Here is an 11,743-nt window from a genome sequence, read left to right on the forward strand (position 1 = left end):
AGGGAGCTAGCGTGGCGTGCCACAATAGAAACGTGACAACGAATCCGTACCTGCGCCCTGCCCTCGCGTTCCTGCGCGAGCACCTGGAAGGCGCCCCGGCCAGCGCGCGTGCCCGCCGCTACCGCTACGAACACTGTTTACGGGTCGCGGCCATCGGGCGCGGGGTGGCGATGTCCGAAGGTCTGGCGGTAGATACCCTCGAAATTGCCTGCCTCCTGCACGACATCGGGAAATTTGATTCCACGCGGCCGGTAGATCACGGGCGAGCCGGCGCGCGGCTCGTGCGCCCCTTTTTGGAAAGCCTAGGCATGCCGGAACCGGAGGTTGTGGAGATCTGCCAAGGCATCGCCATGCATACCGATGGCCACAGCGAATATCCCGAAGATTCCCCCGAATATCGCGGCCAGCGCGAATATCCGGCGGAGGCCAGCGTGCTGGCGCGGTCGGTCGGGGACTGCGATAACGTGGACCGTTTCAGCGTCTACCGCATCCATGACACCCTGCTGTATCACAATATGGACGCCATGCCGCTGCCCGAGCAACTCGATTTTATTGACGGATACCTGGCGCGCCTGGGGCGCGAACGCCACTACCGCTGCGCCACCCGCAGTGCGCAACGCCTGTGGATTGAAGCGCTGGAATTTCAGGAGTATTACTTTTCCCGGATGCGTGAGCAGCTAGCCAGCGCGCACCCGTATATGGACCTTGCCGAGGGAGAGTCCGTACCCTCGGCGCACTCAAGGAGGAATCCATGACAACATTCACGCAGGCGCGCGATTCCATCCGCGGCTCCTACGCCCCGGAATTCGCACGGGTGGTCGACGCTTTCGCCGCCTCGATTGCCACCAACCAGGATCGCGGCGGGCAAATCGCGGTGCTCTGGCACGGCGAACCCGTGGTCAATATTTACGGGGGCTGGAACCCGCCCGCCGGTGCAAATACCGGGGGCGGCGTGGCCGACGGCGCCGTCGTTGAAGACCCTATTAACGAGCGTACGCCCTACCCGGATAACGCGGTGCAGCTTATTTTCTCGCAAACGAAGGGCCTGACCGGGATCTGCTTCGCGGACTGCGTGGCGCGCGGGCTTATCGATCCGGACGCGCGCGTGGCCGAGTACTGGCCCGAATTTGCCGCCAACGGCAAGCAAGATATTCGGGTGAGCCAGCTGGCCAGCCACTCCGCCGGCCTGCCCGGTTTTGACCATATCCTGCCCGCGAGCGCGCTCTTCGATTGGGATCTTATTACCTCCGAGCTCGCCGCCCAGGCCCCGCGTTGGGAGCCGGGCACCAAGCACGGCTACCACGCGCTTTCCATGGGCTATCTGGCCGGGGAGCTGGTGCGGCGGGTATCCGGCCTCACCCCCAAGCACTACCTGGAAGAAAACTTCCGGGCGCCCCTCAACCTTTCCGTGTGGATCGGCTGCCCCGAATCTGAGCGCTCGCGCATCGCCAAGCATTTCTGGGGCCCGCGCACCCAAGGCTGGGGCGGGGCGCTGCGCCAGGCCCAGGCCGACCCGAACTCCACAACCTCCTACGCCTACCAATCCCCGAAGGATACCGATTCGGCCATTACCGACCCGCATTTCCTCGATGCGGAAATGCCCTCTATTAACGGGCATGCCGACGCGCTCTCCTTGGCGACCCTCTACGCGATGTTCTGCGATGGGCGCTATGCGCGCTACGATGCCGAGCTCATTACCGCGGTATCGGCCACCCGCGCCGAAGGCTTCGACGAAGTGCTCTGCGATTCGACCTCCCGCTACGGGCTGGTCTTCCAGCTGGGCAGCCAGCGCGAACCCATGCTCTCCCGCGGCAGCTTCGGGCACAACGGGCGCGGCGGCTGCCTTTCCTTCGCGGACCCGGGCACCGGCATCTCCTTCTCCTACGTGGAGAACCAGCTCTCCTCCGAGCCGCTCCCGCAGGCGCGCGTCTGTCGGCTGCTGGCCGCGGTGCGGGACAGCCTTGAGTTGGCGTAAAGCCACGGCAGAGTGCTGATGGTAGAGCGCCGGCGTTAGAGCCGGGCTGTAGAGCCCGGTGGTAAAGTGCCGACGGTAGAAAATAGTATTTTTGCGCGGGGGTGCGTTGCATATCGGCAGCGCGCCCCCGCGCTTCAGCCCACCCCCGCGGTTCAGCCCACCTACGCGGTTCTTTGGCGTTTAGTTATTGTCCGCGAGGTTCGCGAAACGCGCGTAATGGCCCTGGAAGGCCACTTCTACGGTGCCGGTAGGCCCGGAACGCTGCTTGCCAATAATGACTTCCGCCAGGCCGGCCTTCTCAGAATCCTGGTGGTACATATCATCGCGGTGGATAAGAAGGACGACGTCGGCATCCTGCTCCAGCGAACCTGATTCACGCAGGTCAGCCACCTGGGGGCGCTTATCATTACGCTTTTCCGAATCACGGTTGAGCTGCGCCACCGCAATAATAGGAATTTCCAATTCCTTAGCGAGCAACTTAATCGAGCGCGAAAACTCCGAGACTTCCTGCTGGCGCGATTCGGGAACTTTCCCGGCCGAAGCCAAGAGCTGGAGGTAGTCGATCACGATCATCTGAATATCGTGCTGCTGCTTGAGACGCCGCGATTTCGCGCGGATTTCCGGCAGGGTAAGATTCGGCGAGTCATCCACAATAAGCGGCGCGGTAGAAATACGTTCGACGGCGCCGGCGACCCTGTCCCAATCCTGCTGCGTCATCTCACCTTTAATCATGCGATCTTGGAAAACTCCCGCTTCGGCAGCGAGCAAACGCATGGACAGTTCCGTGCGGTTCATTTCCAGGGAGAAGTAGACCACCGGTTGGTGATCATGGATGGCTGCCTGCCGGCAAAAATCCATCGCCAGAGTGGACTTACCAGCGCCCGGGCGGGCCGCCACAATAATCATCTGCCCGGCACGCAGGCCGTTGAGCTTGGCGTCCAGGTCAATGAACCCGGTGGCCACACCCTCTAATTTGCCCGCGCGTTCTGCGTTCTTCTCGAGTTCGTCCAGGAGTCCGGGAACGATTTCCGCCATCGTGGCGTAATCTGTGGCCTCACGCGATTGCCCGAGGGAAAACACCTCCGATTGGGCCATATTAATGAGGCCCATAACATCCGCACCGTCGGTGGTGTAGCCGAGCTGGGCGATGCGGGTACCCACTTCCACCAAGCCGCGCAGCTGGGATTGTTCGCGCACAATATTCGCGTAATAACCGGCATTCGCGGCCGTGGGCACCGAAGCAACCAGGGTGTGCAGATACGGCAGCCCACCGATCCGCTCAAGATCCCCGCGTTTCTTGAGTTCCGCACCTACGGTAATGGCATCGGCCGGCTCGCCGCGCCCGAAAAGCTCCAGGATGACCGTGAAAACCGTGGCATTGGAGGGATGATAAAAATCATCGGCGGTCAGCACCGTCACCACATCGGCAATGGCATCTTTGGAGAGCAGCATTCCACCCAACACAGATTGTTCCGCCGAGAGATTTTGGGGAGGGGTACGTTCGAAAGATGACCCCTGCATCTTCGCACCGTTATTGACGACGGACATAGCTTCCCTTTCTCGGCGATAGTTCTCCACTGGCTTTCGTAACGCGTTTACGAGGTGAATTTCAAGTTAATTCTCCTGTGCGGATGTGTAAACACGCCGGTGGATCCGTGCATAACCGGTGGACAAACTGTGGATAGCTTGGGGATTGTTCACCATTTATGCCCAGATTCATCCACAGCTGTGGATGGAGTGGGGGAAATCCCCGCCATCCCGTCCCCAAGTTTGTCCACAACTGTGGATATTGTTCGGGAAAGTTCTCCACATCTTAACTACGTGACGTCACTCACGTTGAGGCTTTCCTCAAGTAGTCGCGGCCATGGGGTGAGGGGCCGCTGCGCGCCGCCGGTTCCGGATGTTATTGCCTGGCACCGCCGCGCCCGGCGGCCTCACCCGGGCTCGGCTAAGCTAGCGGACGTGACGACACCCGAGAAGCATCCTGACGGCCCCGCTGGGGACCACACCGGCACCACCGACTCCGGCACTCGCAGCGAGAACACCCCCACCACCAAGCACGCCATTGACCGCGAGATCGCGCGCCTGGCCCTGCCCTCCCTCGGCTCCCTGCTGGCCGAGCCGCTCCTCGTCGCCACAGATACCGTGATGGTCGGCCACCTGGGCACCGGGCCGCTCGCCGGCCTCGCCCTCGCCTCCACCATCCTCACCACCCTCGTGGGACTGTGCATTTTCCTCGCCTACGCCACCACCTCAGCCACCGCCCGCTACGTGGGAGCCGGGCGCATGAAAGCCGCCCTCTCCCAGGGCATGGACGGCCTGTGGCTCGCCGGAACGCTGGGCGTGCTACTCGGAGCGATCTTAGCCATCTGGGCACCCCAAATCCTCGCGCTTTTCGGCGCCGAGGGAGTCGTTATCACCGAAGGGGCACGCTACCTGCGTTTTTCTGCCGCGGGACTGCCCGGCATGCTCGTCGTCCTCGCCGCCACCGGAACCCTGCGCGGGCTCGGAAACACCACCACACCCTTCAAAGTTTCGGTGCTCGGGGCACTCGTCAATATTCCCCTCAACTTCGTTTTCATCTACCCCGCCGGGCTGGGCCTGGCAGGCGCCGGAATCGGTACGGCGGCGGCACAAACGGTCATGGGCGTGGTCCTTACCGGCGTCGTCGTACATCATGCACGCGAGCACCACGCGCCGCTCGCTCCGCGTGGAGTGGGTGTGCTACGCGCCCTCCACGATTCCGTACCCCTCATCGTGCGTTCCGCGGTGCTGCGCGTCCTGATCCTGCTGCAAATAACCGGGGCGACCCAACTCGGCACCGAAGCGCTGGCCGCGAACCAAATCACCATGACCATCTGGAATTTCGCCTCCTACGGGCTGGACGCCCTCGCCATGGCCGCCCAAATCCTCGTGGGCCAAGCCTCCGGGGCCGGCGACGAATCACGCCTGCGAACGGTACTCGGGCGCTGCCTGAGCCGCGGCATGAGCGTCGGCGCGGTGCTGGGCGCGGCTACCGTTCTAACCTCGCCGCTGATCGTGCGCATCATGAGCACCGCGGGGGACGTGCGCTGGCTGGCTTTCTGGGGCCTCCTCGTCATTGCGGTATTTTTCCCCATCGCCTCGGTGGCATTTATTCTCGACGGCGTGCTCATTGGCGCGGGCGACCTTAAAACACTGGCGTGGATGATGTTTATCCCCCTCGCCCTGTACGGGCCGATGGTGCTCGGGCTGCTGGAATGGACATCCGGGCAGACGGGATTCATCTGGCTGTGGATCGGCTATGCCGGGGTGTGCATGAGCGCCCGGGCGCTACCCATGTACCTGCGGGTACGCGGGGACAAGTGGGTGCAGCTGGGGAGCTAACGCGGTACCCCCGCAGCTAGCGCGGGCAGCACAAAGGCGGGGGAGACCATCAAGGTTCTCCCCCGCCTTCGCGTGCTGATCAGCTAGCTATCAGCTATTACTTCTTGGGTGCGCGCAGCACATCCACCTGGAGGGATGCCGTGACATCCTCATGCACCCGCACCTTAGCGGTGTAGCTGCCCAGGGACTTGATCGGCGAGGCAAGCGTGATCCAACGCTTGTCCACCGGCTTGCCCACGGTTTCGGTGGCGGCTTCGGCGATGTCCTTGGAGGTCACCGCGCCGAAGAGGCGGCCGTTTTCACCGGCAGCCTTCTTCACCTGCACCACGGCTTCGTTGAGCGCATCGCGCAGCGCGTGCGCGGCTTCCAGATCGGTGATGGAGCGCTTGCGGCGCGCTTCGGCCATCTGGTCGATCTGCTTCTGGGCGCCCTTGGTCCACGGAGTGGCGTAGCCGCGCGGCAGCAGGTAGTTACGACCGTAGCCGTCCTTGACGGTGACAACATCACCGGCGGTGCCGAGGCGTTCGACGTCGTGCGTAAGAATGAGCTTCATTATGTGCCTCCTTAGCGAGCGTTGCTCGAGTAGGGAAGCAGAGCCATCTCACGGGCGTTCTTAATCGCCTTGGCGATCTTGCGCTGCTCCTGAACGTTGACACCGGTCACGCGGCGGGCGCGGATCTTGCCGCGGTCCGAAATGAACTTGCGCAGCGTAGCGGTGTCCTTGTAGTCAATATTGCCGACCTTGATGGCCTTCACCGGAGCGGTCTTCCGCTTCAACGGCTTGCGAAGATGTCCCTTCGCCATAGTTTTCTCCTAATGTTGCTGCGACTCGTGCCTAACGCAATTCCCGCGAATCCCGCGCTTTTCCTGCGCGGCGCGCTGCGGGGCGGCAGCCCGAGTCAAAATGTCACTTATGGGGGTGTGCGTAGTCCCGAAAATCTAGAACGGAAATCTAGATGAAAATTTAGAACGGGGGCATATCGTCGAAAGCGGAACCGCCCTGCGGGGCTTGCGGCTGCTGGCTCCACGGATCGTAAGCCGAGCCGCCCTGCGGAGCGTTGTAGCTGGCCTGACCCCCGTAGGAGCCCTGCCCGCCCTGGCCGCTTGGCGCGCCCTGACCACCCGGGTTCTGGCCGTAGCCACCCTGGTTGCCGCGGTTGTAATTACCGCCGCCGCTGGTTTTGGTCACCTGAGCCTTCGCGTAACGCAGCGAGGGCCCAATTTCATCAACCTGAAGTTCCAGACCTTCGCGCTGTTCCCCGTTCTGGGTCTGGTAACGATTGACCGTGAGCCGGCCAGTTACCAGCACGCGCATGCCCTTGGACAGCGATTCGGCGACATTCTCCGCGTAGTCACGCCACGCCGAGCACCGCACGAACATTGGCTCGCCATCTTCCCACTGGTCAGTTTGGGCATTGCGCTTGCGCGGGGTGGAAGCAACCGTGAAGCTCGCGACCGCCACACCACCTGACGTGAAACGCATTTCCGGATCGGCGGTGAGGTTACCGACGATCGTAATGACCGGTTCGTTTGCCATAATCGCTCCTTTTACCCCGTTGTTTTCTCAGATTCGGTTCTTACGCTGGTGGTACGTTTACTTTTCGTCGCGACGCAGGAGCTTGATGCGGAGCACATCCTCATTGAGGCTGAGCTGGCGGTCAAGTTCGCTTGCGGTTGCGGGAGTCGCCTTCATATCGACGACGACGTAAATGCCTTCCGAGTGCTTGTTAATGTCATAAGCAAGCTTCCGGCGGCCCCAAATATCGACCTTTTCCAGTTCGCCGCCCTCATTGGGGACAACCTGGAGCAGCTTCTGAACGTTGGTCGACAGATTACGTTCGTCAACGTTCGGAGAAAGGATGATCATCATCTCGTATTCACGCATGTCTACCCACCTCCTCTGGTCTAAACGGCCGCGGTCCGTCCGCGGCAGAAGGGTTATGCGTTGACCCGCCCGTTCGCATGCTTGCGCCCGCGAACAGATAGGTCAGTCCCTCAGTCTAGCCGGTGCCGGCACTGTTTTCCAGATGGTTAAATATGGAGCGGCCCACGCCTTTTGGCCCGTATTTCCGTGAGAATCCCGGCCGAAACCGGGAGGTGACCGGTAGACTTTCCCTAGGTCGCTCCCCAGGTCGCTCCACCGCGATTGAGGCGGCCTACCGGGCACAAACACAGGAGCGAGCTATGAGTGAAGGTGAAGCACCCACCACGCGGGACAAGCTGCTGGATGCGGCCCGCGCGCAGCTTGACCGCGCCGGTGCCGAACAGCTTTCCATGCGCGCGATTGCTCGCTCCCTTGAGCTTTCCCCGGGTGCTCCCTACCGCCACGTGCGCTCCCGCGAAGAACTCCTCACCGCCCTGGCGGCCGAATCCTACCGTGATTTGGCCGGGGCGATGCGCCGGGCAGCGGACCAGAAAATATCGGGACGGGAACGCTGGGTGGCAGCCTGGCGCGCCGCCCACACCTGGGCCCTCGATTACCCGAATCGCTTCTCCCTTATTTACGGTGCCAGCGCTATTGATTTTTCCAATCCGGAAATGACCACGGCCGCGGCCCTGCGCGTGCCCCTCGAATTGGCTCGCATCGCCAAAGGCGGGCGTAACAAGGCCCTGACCGGCCCGGAAACCCGCGCGCTCGGGGTGGACCTGTGGCGGATCCGCATGACTTTCGGTTCCCTCGACGCGGAACTGGGCGACCTACCCGACGGCCTCATCGTCTCCGTGATCCGCGCGTGGACGGAACTGGTAGGCACCATCACCCTGGAGATGACCGAAAGGTACGCCGGCCTCTTCGACGACCACCTCGGCTACCTCGATACCGTCGCCAACCAGTGGGCGGGCACCCTCCAGCTCTAAGTCACCGTTCAGACCAGCGGCGGAGGCCGCCTCTAGGCCAGCAGCAGGCCAAGCAGCACGGGTCCAACTTAGGCAAGCGGCAAGCCGGACTCCGCTCCGGTCACGCGCGCGTGCAGCTCCACCACCTGGGCGGCGCGCCCGGTAGGAGCGGGCCCGAACGCAGCAAGGAAGCGCGTGGTGGCGTGGCCGGCGCGGGCGTCGTCGTACTGCGTCAACCACCGTTGCATGTTCTCGCGCGCAACCGGATCGCATAGCGCCGACGACGCATCGTACTCGGGCCAGCGCACGCTGGGCGCCGCCATCCCGACTCGCCAGGGTTTGGCGGTCAGGCGCGCCCGGTAGGATTCGTACACCTTGCACAGGCGCATATAAAGCGGGTCGGAACCGAGCTGGTTGAGGATCATCTGCGCTTCCCCGGAGTCCGCGGCGATGCCCTCCACCGCCACGATAACGCGGAAGCCTTTGAAGGTGCGGTAGACGAAAATCGGCCAGGCGGCATTGAGGCGCGCGAAGTGTTCGATGCGGTCGAAGGCGATGAGTTCGGCTTCGATCATGTACTGGCGCACCGGAGCCGTTTCGGTGATGAGCCCCGGGATGGCAGCGGGATCCGGTTCCGGTGCGGCGAGCGACGCGGTAGTCGGCGCGGGCTGCGGTGTGCGGGCCGGTTCCGGCGCGGGATCGAAAGCGGAGCCGGCAGTCCTCTCCTGCTGCTTCGCACCGAAACCGAAAAGCCGGGCAAAAAACCCGGGCTTGCCGGAGCCTGCCGCGCGGGCGCCGGCCAGGTTACGGCCGCGGCCGCGGGCGCGGGCCGCTTCTTCTAATTCGGGAACATCCACGTCCGCGATGAGGATATCGGAGGTGTTGAGGACTTCGGCTCCGTAGCGGTTCCGAGTGATCGCGCTGGTGGGGGTGCCGTTCGCTTCGCTGAGCACGGCGAGGATTTCTTCGCGCAGCGGGGTGCCCGGGTAGTATTCCGCGCGGGCTTGGCGTTCGCGCGGAAAATGACCGAGTTCAGCAATGCGATCAACAAGGCGATGCAGCCGCGCCCGCGCGACTTTGCGCGCTTCCTCTTCCGAGTTCGCGGACCAGCCCCATTGCGCCACCGTGGCCGGCCCCGAGGCGGTAGATACCGGGGCGCTTTCCCGCGCCCAGAAGGGATAGATCTTCATGGATCCAGTCTAAAACGCGGGTGGGTCACACTTCGAGAGTGCGGAGCGAACTAGCCCACTAGCCCGCACCGGAACCCCACTAGCCGCACTTACCCAACCGCACCGGGAACGCGCTCGCGTTCGGCCGGCTCGGTGGGCAGCGGGATGGTTTCCGTGGGCGGGGCGGGCATCCGGGTGGGCCGCAGCTCCGGGGGCACTGTTGCGCTCGGTTCGGGCTCCGGCTCCTCGGTGGCCGGCGCTGGCTGCTCGGTCGGCTCCGCGCTCGGTTCTGGCGTCGTCGTTACTTCTTCCACCGGTTCGGGGCGCGTGGGGCGGTAGCTGGGGCGCTTGTCCCCGATAAGTTCCGGTTCGGGGAACTTCGGCAGATCCATCTCGCCCGTCACAGCCTTCATGAAGTCCACCCACATATCCACCGGGTAGCCGTTCCCGCCGATACCCCACGGGTAGGCGCCCCAGCCGCCCAGCGATTCTTCCTCACCGTTCGGCCCGATCTGGAACATATTGACCGTGGTAATAATCTTCGGGTTGTAGCCCACGAACCACGCGGATTTCAGATCCGTGGAGGTGCCGGTTTTCCCGGCCACCTGGAAGCCGAGGCGCCCGGCCCGATCCGCGGTCCCGCGCGGGCCGGTGGGCTCCTGGAGCAGTTCGTTGAGATTATCGGCAACGCGCTGATCAAGCACCCGCTTGCCGGCGGTATCCGCGCGGTACACCACGGCGCCCTGCGCGTCGCGCACCTCGCTGACCAGATGCAGGGGCACACTCACCCCGCGGTTCGCGAAACCGGCGAAGGCCTGGGTGAGTTCCTTATTGGTGGGCGAGGCCGAGCCGAGCACATTCGTGAGGGAATTATCCAGGCCCGGCGTAGTTTCCGGGATCCCGGCTTCAATCGCGGCGGCGCGGGTATTACGCGGCCCCACTTCCTCGTTGAGCTGCGCGTAATACGTATTCACCGAGTTCGCGGTGGCGGTGCGCATATTGATCGTGCCCATATTGGCGTCGTCGAAATTACTGATGGTGATATCGCCAATTTTTAGTTCCGCGGGGGAATTGTAATAGGTGCCGTCGATGGATTTGCCCTGCTTGAGGGCCGCGAGCGCACCGAAGGGTTTGAATGTTGATCCGGCCTGGGCGCGATCCTGCGTGACGGTATTGCGCTGGCGTTCCTGGTAGTCCGCGCCGGCGTACATCGCGTAAATACCGCCGGTGGACGGATCTGCGGAAAGCATCCCGACGTAATTGTTTTCCGGGCGATCCTTGGGGAGCGCATTGACGACGTCGACCGCGGCCTGCTGCATGGTCGGGTCAATTGTGGTGACAATCGTATAGCCGCCCCGGTTGAGGCTGTCCTCGGTGAACTTCTCCGTGGCAATGAGCTCCTGCTGGGCGGCGGCCAAAAGATACCCGTTCGTGCCGCTGAATTGTTTGGCGGCAACGTAGTCGATGGTTGCGGGCATAGTGGCGGCCGCGGCCTGCTCGGCGGTGATATAGCCGTCCTCAAGCATGCGATTAATGACCCGGTCGAAGCGCTGGGCGGCCCGCTCCGGATCCACCGCCGGATCCCAGGCCGAAGGCGCCGGAATAACCGCGGTGAGCAGCGCGGCCTGGTCCAGGCTCAGCTGCGCGGCGGGAATCCCGAAGTAGTTCTGGGCCGCGCTTTCAATCCCGTAGGCCCCGCGCCCGAAGTAAATGGTATTGAGGTAGTTTTCCAGAATGTCCTGCTTGGAGGAGTTGCGGTCCACCTTGACCGCGAGCACGGCTTCTTTCACCTTGCCGATGTAATCGGTGGTGGTGCCCAGGTAGTAATTTTCGACGTACTGCTGGGTGAGGGTGGAGCCGCCCTGCCGCGCCCCGCCGCGAATATTATTAACGACGGCGCGCGCGATGCCACCCAGGTCAATCCCGGAATTGGAGTAGAAGGTGCGGTCTTCGGAAGCAACCACCGCATTCCCTATGTAATCCGGTAGAGATTCCAGCGGGACCGGGGTGCGGTTCACCTCGTACATGCTGCCCAATTCGGTGCTGCCATCGCGGTAGTAGAGAGTGGTTTTTTCCGCGGTCGCAATATCATCGGGGCTGGGCACGGGCAGGAAAATATAGAGGGTAACCAGGGCAACCAGGCCGCCGAAGCCCAGGGTGAAGAACAGCCCGAGCACGAAACGCCACGAGGGAATCCAGCGGTGAATCGGCCCCTTGCCGCGGCGCGGGTAATTCCATATTGACCGCTTGCGGCGCGTACCGCCCGGCCGCGTGCCGCCCCGGCGAGCCTCGGCCTGACGCGCGCCGGCGCGCCCCGCGGGAGCGGCGTTACGCCCAGTTTGCTTGCGTGCGCGCCTCTTCTGTGTCCGACCCGTTCGCGTTCCAGCCATCGTTACTC

The 11,743-nt window shown here is 63.2% G+C and carries 11 protein-coding genes; 4 read left to right on the forward strand and 7 right to left on the reverse strand.

What is annotated here, in order from left to right; all coding sequences use genetic code 11:
• Positions 1-32: 32 nt before the first annotated feature.
• On the forward strand, positions 33-755 hold the full coding sequence (locus tag ACRQHG_RS04990; RefSeq protein ID WP_435719641.1) for an HD domain-containing protein: 723 nt from the start codon (positions 33-35) through the stop codon (positions 753-755).
• Positions 752-1,975, forward strand: a complete 1,224-nt coding sequence (locus ACRQHG_RS04995) for a serine hydrolase domain-containing protein (RefSeq protein WP_435719642.1) — start codon at positions 752-754, stop codon at positions 1,973-1,975. Before ACRQHG_RS04990 ends, ACRQHG_RS04995 begins: the two co-directional genes overlap by 4 nt.
• Positions 1,976-2,155: 180 nt before the next feature.
• Here the strand turns inward: ACRQHG_RS04995 and dnaB are convergent, their stop codons facing one another.
• Positions 2,156-3,523: a replicative DNA helicase gene (dnaB, locus tag ACRQHG_RS05000; RefSeq protein ID WP_026428893.1), complete on the reverse strand. Its 1,368-nt coding sequence runs from the start codon at positions 3,521-3,523 to the stop codon at positions 2,156-2,158.
• 414 nt (positions 3,524-3,937) lie between these two features.
• On the opposite strand from dnaB, the gene ACRQHG_RS05005 reads away from it, so the two are divergent.
• On the forward strand, positions 3,938-5,341 hold the full coding sequence (locus ACRQHG_RS05005) for an MATE family efflux transporter (protein ID WP_435719643.1): 1,404 nt from the start codon (positions 3,938-3,940) through the stop codon (positions 5,339-5,341).
• A gap of 97 nt (positions 5,342-5,438) precedes the next feature.
• Here ACRQHG_RS05005 and rplI read toward each other — a convergent pair whose 3' ends face one another.
• From rplI to rpsF, 4 genes are all read right to left on the reverse strand, one after another.
• Entirely contained in the window at positions 5,439-5,894 is a 456-nt protein-coding gene (gene rplI, locus ACRQHG_RS05010; RefSeq protein WP_016442030.1) for a 50S ribosomal protein L9, read from the reverse strand.
• Between the two features lie 11 nt (positions 5,895-5,905).
• Positions 5,906-6,145: a 30S ribosomal protein S18 gene (rpsR, locus tag ACRQHG_RS05015; RefSeq protein WP_016442031.1), complete on the reverse strand. Its 240-nt coding sequence runs from the start codon at positions 6,143-6,145 to the stop codon at positions 5,906-5,908.
• Between the two features lie 160 nt (positions 6,146-6,305).
• Positions 6,306-6,878 (reverse strand): single-stranded DNA-binding protein, encoded by a 573-nt coding sequence (locus ACRQHG_RS05020; RefSeq protein ID WP_016442032.1) that lies wholly within the window; start codon positions 6,876-6,878, stop codon positions 6,306-6,308.
• 57 nt (positions 6,879-6,935) lie between these two features.
• Complete coding sequence (gene rpsF / locus ACRQHG_RS05025) at positions 6,936-7,226, reverse strand: 30S ribosomal protein S6 (protein ID WP_026428896.1); 291 nt, start codon at positions 7,224-7,226, stop codon at positions 6,936-6,938.
• A gap of 299 nt (positions 7,227-7,525) precedes the next feature.
• Between rpsF and ACRQHG_RS05030 the strand changes: the two genes are divergently transcribed.
• Positions 7,526-8,197: a TetR/AcrR family transcriptional regulator gene (locus ACRQHG_RS05030; RefSeq protein WP_284889900.1), complete on the forward strand. Its 672-nt coding sequence runs from the start codon at positions 7,526-7,528 to the stop codon at positions 8,195-8,197.
• Positions 8,198-8,265: 68 nt separating this feature from the next.
• On the opposite strand, the gene ACRQHG_RS05035 is transcribed toward ACRQHG_RS05030, so the two are convergent.
• The gene (locus ACRQHG_RS05035) at positions 8,266-9,366 is read right to left on the reverse strand and encodes a hypothetical protein (protein WP_435719644.1); all 1,101 of its coding nucleotides are present in this window, start codon (positions 9,364-9,366) and stop codon (positions 8,266-8,268) included.
• 89 nt (positions 9,367-9,455) lie between these two features.
• Positions 9,456-11,735, reverse strand: coding sequence for a transglycosylase domain-containing protein (locus ACRQHG_RS05040; protein ID WP_435719645.1), 2,280 nt, complete (start codon positions 11,733-11,735; stop codon positions 9,456-9,458).
• Positions 11,736-11,743: the final 8 nt, after the last annotated feature.

Origin of the sequence: Actinotignum vesiculae, from assembly GCF_051267215.1 — a bacterium.
In the GTDB taxonomy this organism is placed as follows: Bacteria; Actinomycetota; Actinomycetes; order Actinomycetales; family Actinomycetaceae; genus Actinotignum; species Actinotignum schaalii.

What these genes read in the sequence shown, in the direction of transcription:
- ACRQHG_RS04995 (WP_435719642.1), top strand. Translation starts at nt 752, where the DNA reads ATGACAACATTCACGCAGGCGCGCGATTCCATCCGCGGCTCCTACGCC.
- dnaB (WP_026428893.1), bottom strand. Translation starts at nt 3,523, where the DNA reads ATGTCCGTCGTCAATAACGGTGCGAAGATGCAGGGGTCATCTTTCGAA.
- rplI (WP_016442030.1), bottom strand. Translation starts at nt 5,894, where the DNA reads ATGAAGCTCATTCTTACGCACGACGTCGAACGCCTCGGCACCGCCGGT.
- rpsR (WP_016442031.1), bottom strand. Translation starts at nt 6,145, where the DNA reads ATGGCGAAGGGACATCTTCGCAAGCCGTTGAAGCGGAAGACCGCTCCG.
- ACRQHG_RS05020 (WP_016442032.1), bottom strand. Translation starts at nt 6,878, where the DNA reads ATGGCAAACGAACCGGTCATTACGATCGTCGGTAACCTCACCGCCGAT.
- rpsF (WP_026428896.1), bottom strand. Translation starts at nt 7,226, where the DNA reads ATGCGTGAATACGAGATGATGATCATCCTTTCTCCGAACGTTGACGAA.
- ACRQHG_RS05030 (WP_284889900.1), top strand. Translation starts at nt 7,526, where the DNA reads ATGAGTGAAGGTGAAGCACCCACCACGCGGGACAAGCTGCTGGATGCG.
- ACRQHG_RS05035 (WP_435719644.1), bottom strand. Translation starts at nt 9,366, where the DNA reads ATGAAGATCTATCCCTTCTGGGCGCGGGAAAGCGCCCCGGTATCTACC.
- ACRQHG_RS05040 (WP_435719645.1), bottom strand. Translation starts at nt 11,735, where the DNA reads ATGGCTGGAACGCGAACGGGTCGGACACAGAAGAGGCGCGCACGCAAG.